Genomic DNA, 18,142 nt, shown 5'->3' with positions numbered 1-18,142 from the left:
CCTCAATTTTGGCTTTTGTATTCTGGGGAATGTCTCTATTGACCATTCTGGCTTCCACCATTCAAAGTTTGTTTATCACTTTTGATATCCTATACATTGTTTTTGGTGCTATTTTATTGCTTAATTTTCTCAAATATTCAGGAGCTGTCGACCGTATTCGGGATGGTTTTTTTGGAATTAGTAAAGACCGAAGAATTCAGGTAATCATTATTGTATGGCTTTTTGGGTCTTTTCTTGAAGGAGCAGCCGGGTTTGGTACTCCTGCGGCTATTGTCGCCCCTTTATTGGTTGCACTTGGTTTCCCTGCCTTGGCAGCGGTGGTTTTGGGGATGATGGTGCAGAGCACTGCTGTTACTTTCGGTGCAGTGGGAACGCCCATATTGGTTGGTGTTAAAGGAGGTTTGGAAAACCCTGAATTGACATCCAGATTAGATTTGATGGGTTTAAATATTGCTGATGTGTTGGCTGCTGTCACCGGTAATGCGGCCATTGTACATGCCCTTGTCGGTAGCTTTATGCCTTTTCTAATGGTTTTGATGCTTTGCAGGTTTTTTGGTAAAAACAGATCCTGGAAGGAAGGGTTTCAGGTTTTTCCTTTTGCAATTTTTGCCGGGTTGTCATTTACCATTCCTTATCTGATTACAGGGCTTTTTTTAGGGCCTGAGTTTCCTTCTCTTATTGGCGCTTTAGTGGGTTTGGCTTTGGTAGTTTCTGCAGCCAGGAAGGGTTTTTTGGTGCCTAAATTAACCTGGGAAATGGAAGAAGCCAAGCACTGGCCTGAAGACTGGTTGGGAGCAGCGAATTTTAACAATGAAGTTGAAGCTGAGATGACTTCAATGAAGCCAAAATTCTCCTTAAAATTAGCTTGGTTACCTTATGTTTTTTTAGCCATGTTATTGGTATTAAGTAGGCTGCCCCAATTGCCTTTTAAAAATTGGCTAACCAGTGTTTCTTTTGGTATTGACCCCATATTAGGAACCAATATTGCTGCCACCAGCACCCCCTTGTATTTGCCCGGTACACTTCTGCTTATTTTCTTCACGGGATGAATGGCAGGGCAGTGAAAGCAGCATTTTCTGAAAGTGGACAAATGATTTTCAAAGCAGGTGCAGTGTTACTCTTTGCTGTTGCCATGGTCAGGGTGTATATTAACTCAGGAGAGAATGCTTCCGGTATGCTGTCCATGCCTATTTTGATGGCAGAATGGTCGGCAGATAAAGTGGGGATGGTTTATCCATTCTTTGCTCCATTTATAGGAGCGCTTGGTGCCTTTATTGCCGGTAGCAATACCATTAGCAATTTAATGTTTAGCTTGTTTCAATTCGGAGTTGCTGATAACCTTGGAATGTCTCCCACCTGGATTTTGGCATTGCAGGCAGTTGGTGCGGCAGCCGGAAATATGATCGCCATACACAATGTTGTAGCAGCCTCCGCCACAGTAGGGCTCCTAGGCAAAGAAGGAAGTGTGCTTCGCAAAACCATTCTTCCTACCTTGTATTACCTTTTGGTGACAGGTTTGATTGGCTTCCCCCTTATTGGAATAGTCGGTGTTATGGATCAATTCATGCTAAATCCTTAAATTTATCTTCTTTTTAGTCGATAATTTTGTTTATCCACTAATTAATCGATAAATTGGTTTATCTTGTAAATAGTAGATAGATAAAGCATTCAATGATAGGGATCATCACAGCAGATTTGATCAATTCACGTAAAGTTCCGGCAGCTCAGTGGATGCAGGAATTAAAGAAAGAATTGAAAGAATGGGGAAAGGAGGGAAGCGATTGGGAAATCTATCGGGGAGACAGCTTTCAATTGAGAATAAAGGAACCAGGGCAGTTATTATTTGCAGCCATTTTATTGAAGGCTGCCATCAGGTCAATAGCACCGTTAGACATAAGGATGGGCCTGGGCATAGGAGAGGAGCATTATGTATCCGATAGACTATTGGAAAATAATGGGCCTGCTTATGTTTATTCGGGTGAGATATTTGAGGAGCTTGAAAAGGAGCAGCAGGGGATAATGTTTAAGAGCGAATACACAGAGCTAAACGAGGAAATAAACCTTATGCTTCAGTTGGCATTGACGATCATGGACAGCTGGTCAATCAATTCTGCAAAAATGGTGTGTCTTGCATTCAAGCACCCTGAAAAAAATCAAACAGCATTAGGAGCGATGGAGCATATTAGTCAAAACTCAGTTAGTGCACGGCTTTCCAGGGCTCATTTTGAAGTAATTAATACATTGGTGGATTATTTCCCAAAACGAATAGCAAAGTTTACCTCATGATAGTATTTATAAAGCTGATTTTAGCTCACTTATTGGGAGATTTTATCTTTCAACCCAGCCGATGGGTGGAGGCAAAAGAAGCAAAAAAGTTCAAGGCCTACCAACTTTACTTGCACCTATTGGTACATGGTTTACTTATCCTACTAATCATGGCCGACTTGAGTTTTTGGCCATATGCATTAGGGATAGTGCTTGTTCATGGGCTTGTTGACCTGATTAAGCTATATGCACAAAAACCGGGTACCAAAAGGTATTGGTTTTTTATAGATCAATTGGCGCATGTGTTAACCATAGGAGTGGTGGTAGCTTGGATAGACCCAGGTTTTATTGAGCGATTGTACCCAATTTCGGAAAAACTTTGGTTGGTGCTTACCTTGCTCGTTTTCTTATCACTACCTGCCTCAATAATAATCAAGACGATCATTTCTAAATGGACGCCTGCCACAGATGATGAAATTGGTTCATTGGAAAAAGCTGGACAATACATTGGTATACTGGAACGATGGTTTGTTTTGATTTTTATAATCGCCGGAAAATGGGAAGCCATAGGGTTTTTGGTGGCAGCAAAGTCGGTATTTAGGTTTGGAGATTTAAAGGAGTCTAAGGACCGAAAACTGACAGAGTATATTCTGATCGGAACTTTGGTAAGTTTTGGTCTGGCAATATTGTGCGGATGGATCTATGACCAATATTAACCAAAGCTGGACTTTTATCCATTAGGTGGCCAATTCCTTTTGCATAACCAGTTGAAATTTGAATTTTGTTTGTGGTCTGAGTTGAGAGAGTATGGAGATGCCCTTCCTTGTTAGTTGTAAAACCCGAGGATATCCCCCTGTTACTTGGGCATCCTTCATTAAAATAATGATTTTTCCCGCTTGGGTCAATTGAACTGTACCGGGATATACCGGGCTTGAAATCAGCTCAGGAAGGGAATGTTTAATTTTTTCCACCAATTGAATTCCCATTCTGTTTTGGATGGGTGAAAGTGTTAAAATAGAGTCAGTCAGTGCATGTTGCTGAGCTTTACTCAAGGAAGAAAAGGAGGGGCCCGGAAAGACCGGAATTTGAGGAGATTTGGAAAATCCTCTTGGCTTAACCTTGGAAAAGTCTGTAGGAATAAAGTTGGAAGAACTAGTAAAAGTTAAAATATCATTGTCTCTAAATTTGGCCAAAGGGGTGATTTCCTGATAAAAACTTTGACTACCCATAATACATTCACTATCAAAATATCCATTAATGGCCAGATAAAGCCATTGACCTTGGCGAAAGGTAGCGATATTTACCTTTGAATAGGCAGAAATATTAATAATTTCATTGGTGCCATATACCTTTGAGTCAACTTTGATTTTAGCATAGGCTCCTGTGCATACAATTTGACAATTTTCGGTAAAGTAAAGCAAAACATTGCCCATATAAACCTCCAGACATGCTGCATCGGGATTTTTTCTTGCCAGTAAATTGGCCAAATGGAAGGAAGATTCATCCATAGGCCCTGAAGTTGGGATTCCTTTGTCCACAAACCCTAACCTCCCCTGATCCTGGATTGTAGTAAATAATCCGGCTTTTATAAAGACTATTTTACCCACGATACAATGCTTTTTCCCAATTATAATTACTTGCTTCCTGAATCTCTTTAAATTCTTTTGAAGAAATGGCTTCAAACTGAATTTTATCTCCGGGATTAAAAGGTAAATTTAATTTACCATTGCCAAAAATAGGAATTGGCATTTTACCCACAACATACCATCCTCCGGGGCTGTCAATGGGATAAATACCAGTCTGTTCCCCACCTATGGCCACGCTCCCTTTGGCGATATTTCTATCGGGTATATCTTTTCTGGGGATATGCAGGGTTTTTGGAAGGCCCCCCAAGTACATAAAGCCAGGTAAAAACCCATAAAAATACAATAGGTATTGCCGAGAGCTGTGTTGTGCGATTAATGTATTGGCATCCATGTTTTTTTTTTGAAGGTATTTACTGATGGAGGGGACTATTTCCTGCTCATAACATACAGGTACGGTCCAAACCCATCTTTGAGGCAAGTCCACTTTAGGTAAAGGCCCTTGGATCAAGCCATAAAAACAGTACTATTGGCCACGTGTTTTAAGCGGATACTTAATATTTGATAACTATGGTAGATGGATGATATGATGATATGCCATTTTTTTTGAATCAAATTTTTTAGGGTAATCATTTCCATCAATAAGTCTTCGGCAATGGTTTCCGGCCAGTGGAGCTCTATGGTATCGCTTCCAAGATATAATATTTTAATGGGGTATTTCATCCTTATCGGTTTAAAGTGGAAGTAGCAAGCAAAGGGCCTAATAATTGGGCTATTTCCAAAGCTTTAGGATGGTCTCCATGAATACATATCGTGTCTACAACTATGTCATGGCTCTGCTTATCAAAAGTGGGTACTTTACCTTTATAAACCATTGATAAAACCTGATGCCTTACCTCATCAAGGTTAGTCAAAATAGCATTAGAATTTTTCCGACTTATCAATATGGAACTGGTCATATAAGCCCTGTCTGCAAAACCTTCATTTTTTAAGGGAACCTTTTGTTTCCTAGCCTCTTCAGCCATGCAAGAGCCATAAGGTGCATATAATTGAACCCCTTTGTAATTATGGGCTACAAATTTAGCAAGATTACCTGCCAATTCGGGAGATGTGAGACTTTTAAGGTATAAGGCCCCGTGAAATTTTATATGGTGCAAGGTTTTGTTTTCAGTGGAGGCTAATTTTTTTACCAAATTGATTTGCTGAAAAAGGCTTTCTTCAAGTTGGGCAAAAGAGATATCCACGGGACTTCTTCCAAAGTTTTGTTGGTCAGGATAGGAGGGGTGGGCCCCAATTTTTACCTGATGTTTTTTAGCCAATTGAATGGTTTCAAGTATGGTATGTTCATCACCGGTATGCCCACCTGCAGCAATATTACAACTCCCTAAAAATGGCATAATGGCTTTGTCATTGGCCATTCCTTCTCCCAGATCACAGTTTAAATCAACATTTTCACGCATAGGTACAAGGATACAAGTTTTTTGTCACAAAAAAGATTATTTCAATAGAGGCTGTTATTGAGTTTTGGTTCAAATTATACTTTGATGTAACATTTTACGTTTTGTCTTCGTCTTGAAGTTAAAAATTAAGGTAAAAATTATGAAATATTCAATTGGCATATTGGCATTAATTCTAAGCATTTTCTTTTCCTCCTGTAGCCCTGTTCGGGTTTTCATGGAAAAGAATGAAGTGGCAAGTTTTGATACCTACGATACATTCTTTGTAATCAACCAATATTACGATAAAGATGCATTTGAATCACCTGTTTTGGAAGAAAATTTGAAACATAGACTTTCAGAAGGGATGAGGAATATGGGGTTTTCGGAAGACGAAACCAAACCGGATTTAATTGTAAGGTACAATACCAACCTTACAGATAGGCAAAAAGAGGTCAACAGAACACCCATGATGAGTCCATATTATGGAATGTACAGCCCATACATGATGCCTTACCCATATGGGGCGGGTAGAAGTACCTATAGCGTGGAGAAATATGATATGGGGGAATTGGTGGTAGACTTTATAGATACCAAGAAAGATAAAGTGGTCATGAGAATTAGTGCAGTAGGGGAAATAACCAAGCCCAAGCAGAAAACCAAAAACCTCTTTACCTCAGCAGAGAAAATCTTAAAAGAGTTTTCTAAATATGTTGAGAAGCAAATAGAAAATTAAACAAAAGGTAATAGGATTGCCTTTTGTTTAATTCTAAAGTTAAATCCTTTCCATAAACTGGAAACTTATAACAAATTAAAGGATCCAAAATTGAGTTGCCTTGGCAACTAGGTTATAGAGTTAATTTATAATTAGCTTTTAAGGTTTTGTATAGCAAATTAACAGGAAGTCCCATTACATTATAATAGGAACCTTTGATACTGTCGATGCCCACCATGCCTATCCATTCTTGAATACCATAAGCACCAGCCTTATCAAAGGGTTTAAATGTATGTACATAGTAGGCAATTTCCTCCTCGTTTAACTGCGAAAAAGTCACTTCTGTCTGGTCATAAAAAGTTGTTTTTTGTTTGGAATCCGCAATACAAACTCCTGTAACCACCAAATGAGACCTTCCATTGATTGCATGAATCATTTTTATTGCCTCTTCCTTATTTTGAGGTTTATTAAGAATGGATTGATTGGCAATAACAATGGTGTCAGCAGTAATAAGTACTTGATCAGCTTTTAAATGGGGAAGAAAAGAATTGGCTTTTTTCTCGGCAAGAAAGGATGCCACTTGTTTGGCTTCCAAATCACTCGGGAAACTTTCATCTGTATGCATGGTCTTTACTTCAAATGAAAAGCCCAAGTCCTTAAGCAACTGTTGTCTTCTTGGGGAATTGGAAGAAAGGATGATGGTTTTGTCGATTATTTTCATATATAGGGTAGCTTATATGCTCGAGAGCTACATTAAAAAGGGTATTAATTCTTTTAATGATCAGGTTAAATCAGAAAATTGAATGTTTGGAAAAAAGGGAACTATTAATTTTAGCCCCTTTGCTTTTGCAAATCTACGATTTAATAGCAAACTTAAACGCTCAATTAGGCGATAGATATTGGGTAAGGCTAAATACCGAATTCACCAAAAATCAACGTAATTTTGTTGAATCCACTTAAAAATCTTATTTTTGAGGGTTTTATTAGCCTATTGAATTAGTAATTTGTTGAACATCAAAGTAAATACACATTGGATATATTTGAAAAACTGAATACCAATCTTGGTCCGTTAGGAAAACATTCCGAGTTATCAGAAGGATATTTCATGTTCCCTAAATTGGAGGGTGAAATTGCTCCTAGAATGAAATTTAAGGGTAAAGAAGTTCTGAATTGGAGTTTGAACAATTATTTAGGATTAGGAAATGACCCTGAAGTAAGACAAGCAGATGCTGATGCTGCCACAAAGTGGGGAGCAGCGTACCCAATGGGAGCAAGGATGATGTCTGGAAATACTGACCTACATGAGCAGCTCGAGAGTGAATTGGCACAATTTGTGGGAAAAGAAAAAGCATATTTGCTCAACTACGGCTATCAAGGTATCATGAGTGTGATTGATTCATTGATCGATAGAAAAGATGTAATAGTTTACGATAGTGAATGTCATGCTTGTATTATAGATGCTTTGCGAATGCATATCGGTAAGCGATTTGTATATCCTCACAATGATATAGAAAGCTGTGAGAAACAGTTGAAAAGAGCAGAGAAACTTAGCAAAGAAACCGGTGGCGGTGTTTTGGTTATTACTGAGGGTGTATTTGGTATGACCGGAGATATGGGCAAGCTGAAAGAAATTGTGAAATTGAAAGATAAATTTCAGTTTCGCCTTTTGGTAGACGATGCACATGGTTTTGGAACAATGGGAAAAACCGGTGCCGGTACTTGTGAAGAACAAGGCGTACAGCAAGAAGTTGATTTGTATTTTTCAACTTTTGCTAAGTCAATGGCAAGTATTGGCGCGTTTATTGCAGGTGATGCGAAAGTAATTCATTATTTGAAATACAATATGCGTTCTCAAATATTTGCCAAAGCGCTACCGCTTATCATGGTAGAAGGAGCTTTGAAGCGACTGGATTTAATTAGAAGTCGACCTGAATTTAAAAATAACCTTTGGAAGATCGTGAATGCGCTTCAGAATGGTTTGAAAGAAAAAGGGTTCAGTATCGGTACTACCAATTCACCAGTAACCCCGGTAGTATTGAACGGTACTGTAGGTGAAGCGGCTACATTAAGCAAAGATTTGCGTGAAAACTATAATATCTTTTGTTCCGTTGTGATTTATCCTGTTGTTCCAAAAGGAATGATTATATTGCGTTTAATCCCTACTGCGGTACATAGTTTAGCAGATGTGGAAGAAACAATTGCTGCATTTGAGGCAATTAAAGAAAAATTAAGTAGTGGTTATTATAAAAATACAGAGTTGGCGACTTCTTTTGGTGAATAAATTTAGAAAAAAGGGCCAATACTGTATATTAATAAACTATTTACCTATATTGAATAAAAAACAATTTCATCATTAACCTAAATAAACTTTTAATTATGAACAGATTTAATGAAATCAAAGATCTTATAATGTCTCTTGAAGCTGATTTTGACAAATTCTACGATAAGAAAAATCAAGCCGCAGGAACAAGGGTAAGAAAAGGCATGCAAGATTTAAAAAATATGGCTCAGGATATCAGGAAAGAAGTTCAGGATATCAAAAATTCTTGAGTTAAGTAACATAAAAAAAGGGGGACTTATTTAAAAACAAGTCCCCCTTTTTTTGTATATATATTCTACTCTAGATGGGGAGAGTAAAATTGATTGGTATTGATACGGTCTGCTGCAGCGATAATTCTGCTTCTTAAATCATTGGAAGCCTTTTGTAATGGAAGCCTGACATGACTTTCACAAATGCCTAAATGTTCCATTAGACATTTTACACCAACAGGATTGCTTTCTTCATACATAAGTGGATTAATATCCAAAAGACTGAAAGACCCTTTTTTAGAATATTCACAATTTCCGTGGATAATGGCACCCATAATTTCAGGGTATGCATTGGCCATTACCGATATTACACCTTCCGCACCGATACTTCTCATAGGGGTGGTATTCATGTCATCTCCTGAGATCAATAGAAAATTATCCGGTTTAGCGTTGACAATACGCATGCATTGCTCTAAATTACCACTGGCTTCTTTAACCCCAATAATGTTTTTATGTTGGGCCAACTTTAAAGTGGTTGCGGCACTTAGATTGGACATTGTTCTTCCCGGGACATTGTATAAAATGATGGGAACGGGACACTTATCCGCCAGGGCCTCATAATGGGCAATGATACCTGCTTGGCTGGGTTTATTATAGTAGGGGCTTACTGAAAGCACCGCCTCAACCTCAGAAAAATCAATGGTATCCATAGCCGCCAAAAGTGCAGCGGTATTGTTTCCTCCAAGACCATAGACAATAGGGACCCTAGAGCGATTGATTTTCTTTGTGAAGGCCAAAACCTCCATTTTTTCCTCCTCTGAAAGTGTAGCTGATTCTCCTGTGGTACCTTGTACCACCAAATAATCAACATTCCCCAGAATAACATGCTCAATAACTCTCTCCAAAGCAGGGTAATCAATAGCTCCATCTGCTTTAAAGGGAGTGACTAAGGCTACTCCGGTACCTGTAAACTTTTTCATTTTAATTGATCTGCTTTAAATATTTTATCAACAGTGCGGTTCCTGATTGAATATCTTTTTCTTTATTGTTCAACATCAAGTCCAAATAGGGCTTCGTTTCCTCATTATAAAACCCCATACTATAAGATGCCGATTGTAATTGTAGTAAAAATAAGGTAAAGTAATTCAGCTTTTCAGGGGTAAAAATAATCAAATCTGGTTTAAGGGAAAGCAATTGATTTAGTTTTTCTCTAGGTTTACCAAATAAAGTAAAATCTTTATAAGAAAAAGCCTGTTCATCTATTGATTTCTCATCATAATAATTTCCTATTACCCTTATGTTTTCATCCAAGTCGGAATGAATTACCTCAGTGATGGCCTCTATTTCATCCTTATTATTGGCTATTATGGATATGGTCTTTATATTCTCTGTATTCAATAAGATGGATTTTTGGGTAGGTTTCTTCTTTGGCTTTTCCAAAGTGCTTTTTAGGTAATATTCCCTTATCCATTTCATCTGTTTTTATTTTATTTCTTTATTTGTTGTACACATTTTTATAAATGATTCCTCTGAAATTAACGGAATATTTAATTTCTCGGCCTTTTCTTTTTTACTGGGCCCCATGTCCTCGCCTTCAATTATAAAATCCAGGTTTTTGGAAACCGACTTGGAGTAGGTTCCGCCATGTGAAGCGATAAAATCAATGATTTCATCTCTTTTAAAATGAATTAAACGACCCGAAGCCAGTATTTTTTTACCTTCCAATATGGTGCTTTCAAGTTGGGTTTCTTCTGAAGAAAGTTGGAATTGTAAGCCTTTTTCTTTTAACTTCTTGATGATTGATTTATTTTTCTCCTTTGCGAAAAATAATTGAATACTAGTTACCAAAGTTTCTCCAACACCATTGATGGCTAGTAACTCCTCAGAACTTGCCTTCTCTAAATTATCAATATTTTGAAAATGTTTGGCCAATAATATCGCGGTATTTTCACCAATATTTCTAATACCCAAGCCAAATAAAACTTTTGGAAAAGGCTGTTTTATGGATTGAGCTATACCTTCCAACATGTTTTTTATGACCCCTTCTTGAAAGGAATTGCCCTTTAACTTATTGATGGCATCGACATGCTTTTCAAACAGGCCTATTTGGTCGTGAATGACGATTTCATGGACACTGCTCTTATTTTTTGTAAGCACTTTTAGTTCTTCGATGCTGTCTTCTTTCCCAATCAATATTGCCAATACATAGGCCACTGGTACAAAATCCTCAACAAGGTCAAAATGGCCCTGATCTATTAGAACAGAAAGCTTATCTATAGCTTGTCCGTTTTGCTTGCTTTTTTTTCCGCGATGCGTGATAAACGCCTTGAAATCATTGACTTTTTGATTGAGGCTCAATTGCTCATTCTCTGCGATAAACTCATCAATTTCCTTTAGGGTTAACTGTTGGGTCAAGGCATACAAACCTTTTTTAAGACTTACATATAAATACCCTTCGCTATTTTTTGAATATTGTTCATCGGTGATTTCTAGACCAAGGAGTGCCTCTCTTTTTTCAGGCAAGAAATATAGATCAGCGAGGTCTTGTACATACTCTTGCTGTATCAGTGCTCGAAGCCTTTCTGTTCCTAAGGAGTCAATGTCCATGGCTCGCTTGGAAACAAAGTGTTCTAATCTTCCCAATACCTGAGGAGGGCATGCTTCGTCATTAGGACAGAAATGCTTGGCTTCTCCCTCATTCCTTTCTAAGGTAGTGCCACATTCCGGACACTCCCTAATGTATTCGATAGGTTGACTTCCTTCTATCCTTCGTGCTTTTACAACGCCGGTGATTTTAGGAATTATTTCTCCCCCTTTTTCCACATGTACAGTGTCTCCTTCATGTAAATCCAACCTTTCGATTTCATTGGCATTGTGTAAGGAAGCTCTTTTGACCGTAGTTCCGGCCAATTGGACCGGGGAAAGGTTGGCAACAGGTGTGATAGCACCTGTTCTTCCGACTTGATATTGAATAGAAAGGAGGGTGGCTTCTGCACTTTCTGCTTGGTATTTATAAGCAATGGCCCATTTAGGTACCTTCGCTGTAAAACCCAATTCTTCTTGCTGTCGATAATCATTTACCTTTATTACAACACCATCTGTTTCAACAGACAAATCATGCCGTTTCTCTCTCCATTTCTCAATATATTCAAAAACCTCTTCAAGGTTTTGACAGTTTTTATAGGTGGGAGAGACATGAAAACCCCATTCTTCAAGTTGTTGAATTGACCCTCCATGTTGCGCTATATCAACATCGTCTGCTATCAATTGATACAGGTAGCAATCTAGCCTTCGTTTTGCAACCACAGCTGAGTCTTGCATTTTTAAGGTGCCGGAGGCGGTGTTTCTTGGATTGGCCAGTAAACTTTCACCGTTTTTTAATCTTTCTGCATTAATCTTCTCAAAACCTTGCTTGGATAAGAATATTTCTCCTCGGGCTTCAAACTTCTCAGGTAAGTTTTCTCTGTCTTGAATATACAAGGGTATGCTACGGATGGTTTTGACATTCTCTGTTACTACATCCCCCTTATAGCCATCTCCTCTGGTGACAGCCCTTACTAATTCACCCTTTTCATATACCAAACTTATGGCTACCCCATCAAATTTCAGTTCACAAAAGTAATTGTAATTTCTATGTTCGAGCCCCTTGAATACCCTCTCGTCAAAAGCTACCAATTCTTCCTTGGAATAAGTATTGCCGAGAGAAAGCATTTTAACAGCGTGTTCTGCAGTTTCAAAATTTTTGGTGATTGTGCCACCGACACGTTGGCTGGGACTGTCCGCTTTTTTTAATTCGGGATAATCAGTTTCTAGCTCAATAAGCTTATTCAGTAATTTATCAAATTCAAAATCACTAATTTCGGAATTGTCTTCCTGATAATAAAGGTGATTGTAATGGTTGATCTCCTTGGTCAACGCATCAATTTGTTTCTCTGCCTCTTGTATACTTACTTTTTTCATTTAAAAAATGATCACAATTCCTACCTTCAAATGTACTGTTTTTGATTATAAAATGATGCCTATGACCATAAATAAAAGATGGAATTTGTACGGGATGGCTTCTTTAAAGCGATCAATTCCTACTCTTCATCAAATGCCTTTTTGATTTCTTCGGCAGTCATCTTTAATTTTTGTTTGCAAACTTTAACCAAATCACTGGCCTCCTTAACCATCTTTGTTAAGTCATCCATCCTCTGCTCACCATCCTCAAGCTGATTGACCAAATTTTCTAACCTTGAAATGGCCTCATCATAGCTTAAGTTATCCTTCTTATTTTTCATTTTTTTCTAATTTATTAATAACAGAAGTTATTTTTGTCAATTTTGTAAAAGTAACCAACTCATCACCTTTTGCTAAGTCTTGCCCATGGATAGGAAGCCCATTTTTCTCGGTTTTAGTGTACCCTCTTAGTAAAAGGGTTTCCGGATTAAGTCGGTCAATGGTTTTCCCTATTTGCTCAATCCGTTCTTCGGATTTATTTAACTTCCTATCTACTATTTTATGTAAGTTCTGTGCCAGATGATCGTTCTTAATCTGCTCTTTGTCTATTTTATATAAGGCACTTCTTTTTGCTTGCTGGGCGTATCTATCCAATAATAAATTATTTTTGTTTAATTTATTTTGAAATATATTAAACAGAATATGTGTTTTATCTGCCAACCCTGATTCTTCAGCTTTTAGTCTGGCCAGCACATTTCTTTCTATACCTACTAGGTTTCTGTGCAAGCGGTCCTCGAATTCTCTAAAACCGGATAATATAAAACTAGCTACAGCGGTAGGTGTTTTTAACTTGGTATGGGCTACAAGGTCAGCAATGGATTCATCTCTTTCATGCCCTATCCCTGTAATGATGGGTAAACTTGAATTGGCTATGGTTTTGGCAAGTTCATAATCATCAAAACAGTCCAGATCTGTTTGAGCACCTCCACCTCTAATAATGACCAAGAGGTCAAATTTTTTATCGATCAGTGCCGCTTCAATTTGATGAATGGCTGCAATAATTTCAGGAACCGCATCTTTGCCTTGCATGGCAGCTTGAAATAAGCGGTAATGAACTTTATATTCTTGGGAATTTTGATCCAACTGGTTGATAAAATCCCCATAGCCTGCAGCCGTTACAGAACTTATTATGGCAATTTTTTGACTGACCACAGGCAAGGCATATTGCTTGTTGAGGTCCATAAGGCCTTCATTGGTGAGCCGGCCAATGATTTCTTGCCTTTTTCTGGCCCTTTCGCCCAAGGTGAAGTTGGGATCCACGTCTTTGATTACCAAGCTAATTCCATACAATTCGTGGAATTGAACAGTCACCAAGGCCATGATGTTCATTCCCCCTTGAAGAGAAGTCCCGGTAACACTTTCAAATTTCCTAGAAATAGATTGGTAGGTATAGGACCATATATTGCCCCGGATTTTAGCCAATATATTTCCATCGACTTTTTCTATCAAATCCAAGTAAGCATGACCTCTTACTCCGGCCCTTAATTCTCCTATTTCTGCTATTACCCAATAGGTAGGAGACAGGTTACTGTCTAATGTTCTTTTGATCAGCTCGTTTAGGGAAAGAAGTGATATAGCTTGCTGCTGCATGCTACAAATAAACGAAAAATATGCTTAAAAGATGGACAATTTTACTTTGATGGTAGACAATATTATATCCTTTATCAGGAATTTTTCCAAAAGATTTACAATGAAATGTTTTAAGTTTTTGATGAAAAAGTTAAAGCAATAAACTTTAAAAATTCGAAAAACTGTAACACTAACAGTCCAATACAAAATTGTATTTTTTGTCTTTTTGCACTACTTAAATCAAAAATCAACTATTTACCCATTGGCATGCTCTTTTTCAAAGTTTGCCTAATTATTGTTGTTTTCCGGTTTGGATTCTCGTTGTTTGCGATGAATTCTATAAATATGCCTTGTAAAATCTCGGTTGATTTCATCGAGTTTTAAGGCATGAATAGGGCTTAGGCTTGAGGCAATTTCCTTTGTGAAATTTTTCTCTGCAAGCAATAAGTTTTCTTGAAGCTTAAACCTTTTTTCTATCAATTCCTCTGCTTGTTCATTGGTTATTTCTTCTTCACCTTTCCTTGAGATTTGACGCATTTCTCGCATCGCTGCATTTCTTTTTTCCTGGAACTCATTGTACAAAGGCCAAAATTTTGCAGCTTGATCTGGGCTTAATGAAAGCCGGTTGGTTATGAAGGCCACTCTCGCCGCTTCTAATTTTTCTTTGTCCACTTGATTGTTTCTTTGGCCATAGCCAACAAAAGATAAACTTGTTAATAAGAAGACAATTAATAGCTTTTTCATATCAATAAAATATTTCATTCTCTAATAAACCTTCATCCACCCAAGTCTGATTGCTCCACTCTTCTTCTGTAATATTATCAAGCAACTCGTTTGGATTGTCGGCTAACGAAAGCACATCTTCCACATTCCATACCCCGGACTCGATATAATATTCTACTTCTTCATTTAGGTCTACCTGGTAATTATTAGAAGTAGTTATCGTCTCATTTCCTTGAAAAATGAAAAAACCAATGACAACAACCGCTGCAGCCGCCATACCACTTAGGTAATAGTGCAAGGCCTTGGGTTTCTTTTTTTCAAGGATTTGATCCGGAAGTTGCTCAAAGTAATTTTCCGGAACCTTGAATATGTTTCTTTTAGAGAAATTTTCCATACGATTGTTAGACAATTTGTTTAGCCAATGGTTTAATCATTGCTTAGATATTCTTCAATCTTTTTGACAGCATGGTGGTATCCCGCCTTTAGACTTCCTACACTGGTTTCAGTGATTTTACTCATTTCTTCATAAGGCAATTCATCAAAATACCTTAGGTTAAATATCAAACGTTGCTTGGTAGGTAATTTTAGAATGGCTTTCTGAAGTTTTTTCTCTATCTCATTCCCATCTACCAGTGGGGATTGATCCACGTAGTTCTCCATCTTTTCATGGTATTCCTCTATGGGTGTAGACATCTTCCTTTTTTTCTTTTCAATAAAGTTCAGACTTTCATTTACGGCAATCCTATAAATCCAGGTAAATAAAGTGGATTGTTGGTTGAATTTGTCAATGTTTTTAAAGGCCTTGATAAAAGTGTTCTGAACCACATCATTGGCATCATCATGAATAATAACCATTTTTCTTACGATTCCATAAACATTTCTTTGATAAGTTTCCACCAAAATACGAAAACCTTTTTCACGGGTTTTAGGGGAATTAATCAATTCTAGAAGTGCTGCATCGTTTTTTGGCTCCATTCATTCTTTAGACTATAATTTAATCAAATGGTTTAATCTGCTTACAATCTTTTTGATTTTTTTTCATTGTGCCTAAGCTTGAATTTTTACAGGCTTTAGGCTGAATTATATTTTTTTCTATCAATCACCCAATGCATGGCGAACCTAAAACTTGCTGTTTCATGTCCTTTGAGGATACCATAAATGGCTAAATATTAAGGGTGTTTCCTCTCAAAAAGTCGCCTATTTCCATCTTTCTCTTCCCTTCCAATTGTAATTCGAGTATAGACAAGGCACCTTCTCCAGTTTGGAAGTGAACATAACTTTTATGGTCTGTTTTGATGGTGCCTGGTTGGGCATTGGGACTGCTGTCGGCCACTACTTCGGCCTTAAATATTTTACAGCTTTTGTTGTTAATTTCACACCATGCAGCAGGGTAGGGCGAGAGACCACGGATAAGATTGTTTATGGAAACGGCAGATTTATTCCAGTCTATTTTCCCTGTTTCTTTATAAATCTTTGGTGCATGGTTGAGTGCCTTGCTCTCATCCTGATCCTGAGGGGTAATATCTCCTTTGGAAATAGCATCTATGGTTTTGACCACTAGCTTTGACCCTTCAAGCATTAGTTTTTCATACAGATCTCCCAAATTGTCTTCTGGCAGAATAGAAACTTCTTTCTGAAATAATATGCTACCGGTATCAATCTCATGTTTAAGGAAAAAGGTAGTCACCCCGGTCTTGGTCTCTCCATTGATAATGGCCCAATTGATGGGAGCAGCTCCTCTGTAATCGGGTAGAAGTGAAGCGTGTAAATTGAATGTACCCAAGGGAGGCATGGACCATACCACCTCTGGAAGCATTCTAAATGCAACCACTATTTGCAAATCAGCTTTATAGGATTTTAATGTCTCAATAAAATCAGGATGTTTTAAATTTGCCGGTTGAAGAACCGGGATCCCATGTTTGGCAGCACATTCTTTAACTGCTGAACTTTTTGGCTTTCGGCCTCTTCCTTGTAATTTGTCCTGGGCGGTGATCACAGCCACTATATTCCAATTGTCTTGAATCAATGCTTCCAATGGAGCTACCGCAAATTCAGGCGTGCCCATGAAAATGATTTTCATGTCTTTCTTTTCCATATGCTTATTTATAGATCAGATAAAGCTTTCTTTTTGTTTTATAGGCATCGAGTTCCTTTTGCCAGGAAGACCTGATACTCTCCTCCGATTCTCCGGCAATTATGGATTTTCTTAACCGGTCTGAACCTGCTAGTTTGTCAAAAAAGGCATTGAAGAATGAGGCTCCTTTATCTGCAATTCGGTATGCATCCAATAAATATGAAAGGGTAAATTGGTGGGAAAGGGGTTCATCTCTTAAATCTTTGCCATAGCATAGCTTGTCTTGCTGTGGTGGATATTTTGACATGCCATCAATGCTTACAGGCGTAAAGGTGAAATCACCAAATTTAGGGTCCGGATATCCATAAACCTGAAAGGGAAACATTGTTCCTCTACCCAAGCTTATATCTGTTCCTTCAAAAAAGCACAGAGAAGGGTACAGCCTAATGGCAAGGTCATTTGGTAAATTTGGGGAAGGTTTAACAGGTAAGGAATAATGATCTTTGTGTTCCCAATTGGCAACAGGTATGACCTCAATTGGTGCTTTTACTGCCCCTTTTAACCATCCCTCTCCGTTAATCATTTGAGCCAATTCTCCTACGGTTAGCCCATGAACAATTGGAATTGGGTGCATACCTACAAAGCTTTCGTAGCCCTTTTCCAGAACTGGACCATCCACATAGTCTCCATTGGGGTTGGGGCGATCAAAAATCATCAGTTTTTTATCCTGCTCTGCACAGGCCTCCATTAAATAATGTAAGGTACTGATGAAAGTATAAAAGCGAATGCCTACATCTTGAATATCAAAAATAACGATGTCCACATCTGCTAAAGCCTCTTCTGAAGGTTTTTTTGAACTTCCATATAAGGAAACAAGCGGAATGCCGGTTTCCGAATCAATAGAATTGTCAACTTTTTCACCTGCATCAGCTTTTCCTCTGAAACCATGTTCAGGAACAAAAACCTTTTTTATCTCGATTCCTTGTCCAAGCAGGAAATCTACAAGGTGCATATTGCCTTTTGAGGGTAAAATACTAGTCTGATTGACTGCGAGAGCTACTTTTTTACCTCTTAGCTTTGGCAAATATACCTCCGGACGATCGGCACCGGGAAGAATTTCCGCTTTTTCTTCCTCTGATGGAGCTAAAATTTTTATTGAAGAGCTGTCATTGTCCGGCTTACTCTTACAAAAAGTCATATTGCCAAACAAAAAAGCGAGGATAAGTATTAATTTAGTCTGCTTCATGTT

General features: G+C 38.0%; 22 protein-coding genes. 7 read left to right on the top strand and 15 right to left on the bottom strand.

All coding sequences use genetic code 11. The features are described from left to right. The 4 genes from AAC037_RS00525 to AAC037_RS00510 form a co-directional block, all read left to right on the top strand. The coding region (locus tag AAC037_RS00525) for an L-lactate permease (protein WP_339900833.1) at positions 1 to 1,049 on the top strand (1,049 nt) is incomplete at its 5' end. An 11-nt stretch (positions 1,050 to 1,060) separates the two neighbouring features. After that, positions 1,061 to 1,579: an L-lactate permease gene (locus AAC037_RS00520; RefSeq protein WP_339900832.1), complete on the top strand. Its 519-nt coding sequence runs from the start codon at positions 1,061 to 1,063 to the stop codon at positions 1,577 to 1,579. A 92-nt stretch (positions 1,580 to 1,671) separates the two neighbouring features. Further along, the gene (locus AAC037_RS00515) at positions 1,672 to 2,286 is read left to right on the top strand and encodes a SatD family protein (RefSeq protein ID WP_339900830.1); all 615 of its coding nucleotides are present in this window, start codon (positions 1,672 to 1,674) and stop codon (positions 2,284 to 2,286) included. Continuing rightward, the gene (locus AAC037_RS00510; protein WP_339900828.1) at positions 2,283 to 2,981 is read left to right on the top strand and encodes a DUF3307 domain-containing protein; all 699 of its coding nucleotides are present in this window, start codon (positions 2,283 to 2,285) and stop codon (positions 2,979 to 2,981) included. The genes AAC037_RS00515 and AAC037_RS00510 overlap by 4 nt, the downstream gene beginning before the upstream one ends. 21 nt (positions 2,982 to 3,002) lie before the next feature. Here AAC037_RS00510 and AAC037_RS00505 read toward each other — a convergent pair whose 3' ends face one another. Genes AAC037_RS00505 through AAC037_RS00490 form a run of 4 tightly spaced genes read right to left on the bottom strand, consistent with a single transcriptional unit; the run spans position 3,003 to position 5,308 of the window. Continuing rightward, positions 3,003 to 3,872 carry a biotin-dependent carboxyltransferase family protein gene (locus AAC037_RS00505; protein ID WP_339900826.1) on the bottom strand — a complete coding sequence of 290 codons (870 nt, stop codon included), beginning with the start codon at positions 3,870 to 3,872 and terminating at the stop codon, positions 3,003 to 3,005. Further along, on the bottom strand, positions 3,865 to 4,359 hold the full coding sequence (locus tag AAC037_RS00500) for a carboxyltransferase domain-containing protein (protein WP_339900824.1): 495 nt from the start codon (positions 4,357 to 4,359) through the stop codon (positions 3,865 to 3,867). The genes AAC037_RS00505 and AAC037_RS00500 overlap by 8 nt, the downstream gene beginning before the upstream one ends. Continuing rightward, positions 4,356 to 4,571 carry a hypothetical protein gene (locus AAC037_RS00495; protein ID WP_339900823.1) on the bottom strand — a complete coding sequence of 72 codons (216 nt, stop codon included), beginning with the start codon at positions 4,569 to 4,571 and terminating at the stop codon, positions 4,356 to 4,358. The genes AAC037_RS00500 and AAC037_RS00495 overlap by 4 nt, the downstream gene beginning before the upstream one ends. Positions 4,572 to 4,573: 2 nt before the next feature. Beyond that, the gene (locus AAC037_RS00490) at positions 4,574 to 5,308 is read right to left on the bottom strand and encodes a LamB/YcsF family protein (RefSeq protein ID WP_339900822.1); all 735 of its coding nucleotides are present in this window, start codon (positions 5,306 to 5,308) and stop codon (positions 4,574 to 4,576) included. 139 nt (positions 5,309 to 5,447) lie between these two features. Here AAC037_RS00490 and AAC037_RS00485 point away from each other — a divergent pair, with 139 nt between their 5' ends. Further along, positions 5,448 to 6,020: a DUF4136 domain-containing protein gene (locus AAC037_RS00485; RefSeq protein WP_339900820.1), complete on the top strand. Its 573-nt coding sequence runs from the start codon at positions 5,448 to 5,450 to the stop codon at positions 6,018 to 6,020. A 112-nt stretch (positions 6,021 to 6,132) separates the two neighbouring features. Here AAC037_RS00485 and AAC037_RS00480 read toward each other — a convergent pair whose 3' ends face one another. Continuing rightward, complete coding sequence (locus AAC037_RS00480; protein ID WP_339900819.1) at positions 6,133 to 6,720, bottom strand: Maf family nucleotide pyrophosphatase; 588 nt, start codon at positions 6,718 to 6,720, stop codon at positions 6,133 to 6,135. Between the two features lie 309 nt (positions 6,721 to 7,029). Between AAC037_RS00480 and AAC037_RS00475 the strand changes: the two genes are divergently transcribed. Together AAC037_RS00475 and AAC037_RS00470 are read left to right on the top strand one after the other, a co-directional pair. Then, the gene (locus tag AAC037_RS00475) at positions 7,030 to 8,280 is read left to right on the top strand and encodes an aminotransferase class I/II-fold pyridoxal phosphate-dependent enzyme (RefSeq protein ID WP_339900817.1); all 1,251 of its coding nucleotides are present in this window, start codon (positions 7,030 to 7,032) and stop codon (positions 8,278 to 8,280) included. A 95-nt stretch (positions 8,281 to 8,375) separates the two neighbouring features. After that, positions 8,376 to 8,549, top strand: coding sequence for a histone H1 (locus tag AAC037_RS00470; protein WP_014022346.1), 174 nt, complete (start codon positions 8,376 to 8,378; stop codon positions 8,547 to 8,549). A gap of 65 nt (positions 8,550 to 8,614) precedes the next feature. On the opposite strand, the gene dapA is transcribed toward AAC037_RS00470, so the two are convergent. The 10 genes from dapA to AAC037_RS00420 all read right to left on the bottom strand — a co-directional run bounded on the left by dapA (position 8,615) and on the right by AAC037_RS00420 (position 18,139). Next, positions 8,615 to 9,508 (bottom strand): 4-hydroxy-tetrahydrodipicolinate synthase, encoded by an 894-nt coding sequence (gene dapA, locus AAC037_RS00465; RefSeq protein ID WP_339900815.1) that lies wholly within the window; start codon positions 9,506 to 9,508, stop codon positions 8,615 to 8,617. Between the two features lies 1 nt (position 9,509). Continuing rightward, complete coding sequence (locus AAC037_RS00460) at positions 9,510 to 10,004, bottom strand: hypothetical protein (protein ID WP_339900813.1); 495 nt, start codon at positions 10,002 to 10,004, stop codon at positions 9,510 to 9,512. A gap of 6 nt (positions 10,005 to 10,010) precedes the next feature. Further along, complete coding sequence (gene ligA / locus AAC037_RS00455; protein ID WP_339900811.1) at positions 10,011 to 12,488, bottom strand: NAD-dependent DNA ligase LigA; 2,478 nt, start codon at positions 12,486 to 12,488, stop codon at positions 10,011 to 10,013. 119 nt (positions 12,489 to 12,607) lie between these two features. Further along, a complete protein-coding gene (gene xseB / locus AAC037_RS00450; protein ID WP_339900809.1) occupies positions 12,608 to 12,808 on the bottom strand; it encodes an exodeoxyribonuclease VII small subunit in 201 nt (66 codons plus the stop codon). Beyond that, positions 12,798 to 14,117: an exodeoxyribonuclease VII large subunit gene (gene xseA / locus AAC037_RS00445; protein WP_339900808.1), complete on the bottom strand. Its 1,320-nt coding sequence runs from the start codon at positions 14,115 to 14,117 to the stop codon at positions 12,798 to 12,800. Before xseA ends, xseB begins: the two co-directional genes overlap by 11 nt. A gap of 267 nt (positions 14,118 to 14,384) precedes the next feature. Then, a complete protein-coding gene (locus AAC037_RS00440) occupies positions 14,385 to 14,840 on the bottom strand; it encodes a Spy/CpxP family protein refolding chaperone (protein WP_339900806.1) in 456 nt (151 codons plus the stop codon). Between the two features lies 1 nt (position 14,841). Further along, positions 14,842 to 15,228, bottom strand: coding sequence for a hypothetical protein (locus tag AAC037_RS00435; RefSeq protein WP_339900805.1), 387 nt, complete (start codon positions 15,226 to 15,228; stop codon positions 14,842 to 14,844). Between the two features lie 17 nt (positions 15,229 to 15,245). Further along, positions 15,246 to 15,794, bottom strand: a complete 549-nt coding sequence (locus tag AAC037_RS00430) for a sigma-70 family RNA polymerase sigma factor (protein WP_339900804.1) — start codon at positions 15,792 to 15,794, stop codon at positions 15,246 to 15,248. 187 nt (positions 15,795 to 15,981) lie between these two features. Further along, entirely contained in the window at positions 15,982 to 16,914 is a 933-nt protein-coding gene (gene fmt / locus AAC037_RS00425) for a methionyl-tRNA formyltransferase (RefSeq protein ID WP_339900803.1), read from the bottom strand. A 4-nt stretch (positions 16,915 to 16,918) separates the two neighbouring features. Beyond that, the gene (locus AAC037_RS00420; protein ID WP_339900801.1) at positions 16,919 to 18,139 is read right to left on the bottom strand and encodes a DUF1343 domain-containing protein; all 1,221 of its coding nucleotides are present in this window, start codon (positions 18,137 to 18,139) and stop codon (positions 16,919 to 16,921) included. Positions 18,140 to 18,142 lie beyond the last annotated feature (3 nt).

It is taken from the genome of uncultured Cyclobacterium sp., from assembly GCF_963976465.1.
GTDB lineage: Bacteria > Bacteroidota > Bacteroidia > Cytophagales > Cyclobacteriaceae > Cyclobacterium.
The sequence above is the reverse complement of the archived record's forward strand: the minus strand, read 5'-3'. Positions and strand labels throughout refer to the sequence as shown.

Bases quoted from the DNA above. Each gene is read 5' to 3' on its own strand.
- AAC037_RS00420 (WP_339900801.1), bottom strand. From the start codon at position 18,139: ATGAAGCAGACTAAATTAATACTTATCCTCGCTTTTTTGTTTGGCAAT.
- AAC037_RS00430 (WP_339900804.1), bottom strand. From the start codon at position 15,794: ATGGAGCCAAAAAACGATGCAGCACTTCTAGAATTGATTAATTCCCCT.
- AAC037_RS00460 (WP_339900813.1), bottom strand. From the start codon at position 10,004: ATGAAATGGATAAGGGAATATTACCTAAAAAGCACTTTGGAAAAGCCA.
- AAC037_RS00495 (WP_339900823.1), bottom strand. From the start codon at position 4,571: ATGAAATACCCCATTAAAATATTATATCTTGGAAGCGATACCATAGAG.
- AAC037_RS00440 (WP_339900806.1), bottom strand. From the start codon at position 14,840: ATGAAAAAGCTATTAATTGTCTTCTTATTAACAAGTTTATCTTTTGTT.
- AAC037_RS00490 (WP_339900822.1), bottom strand. From the start codon at position 5,308: ATGCGTGAAAATGTTGATTTAAACTGTGATCTGGGAGAAGGAATGGCC.
- ligA (WP_339900811.1), bottom strand. From the start codon at position 12,488: ATGAAAAAAGTAAGTATACAAGAGGCAGAGAAACAAATTGATGCGTTG.
- xseA (WP_339900808.1), bottom strand. From the start codon at position 14,117: ATGCAGCAGCAAGCTATATCACTTCTTTCCCTAAACGAGCTGATCAAA.
- fmt (WP_339900803.1), bottom strand. From the start codon at position 16,914: ATGGAAAAGAAAGACATGAAAATCATTTTCATGGGCACGCCTGAATTT.
- AAC037_RS00510 (WP_339900828.1), top strand. From the start codon at position 2,283: ATGATAGTATTTATAAAGCTGATTTTAGCTCACTTATTGGGAGATTTT.
- dapA (WP_339900815.1), bottom strand. From the start codon at position 9,508: ATGAAAAAGTTTACAGGTACCGGAGTAGCCTTAGTCACTCCCTTTAAA.
- xseB (WP_339900809.1), bottom strand. From the start codon at position 12,808: ATGAAAAATAAGAAGGATAACTTAAGCTATGATGAGGCCATTTCAAGG.
- AAC037_RS00470 (WP_014022346.1), top strand. From the start codon at position 8,376: ATGAACAGATTTAATGAAATCAAAGATCTTATAATGTCTCTTGAAGCT.
- AAC037_RS00515 (WP_339900830.1), top strand. From the start codon at position 1,672: ATGATAGGGATCATCACAGCAGATTTGATCAATTCACGTAAAGTTCCG.
- AAC037_RS00480 (WP_339900819.1), bottom strand. From the start codon at position 6,720: ATGAAAATAATCGACAAAACCATCATCCTTTCTTCCAATTCCCCAAGA.
- AAC037_RS00485 (WP_339900820.1), top strand. From the start codon at position 5,448: ATGAAATATTCAATTGGCATATTGGCATTAATTCTAAGCATTTTCTTT.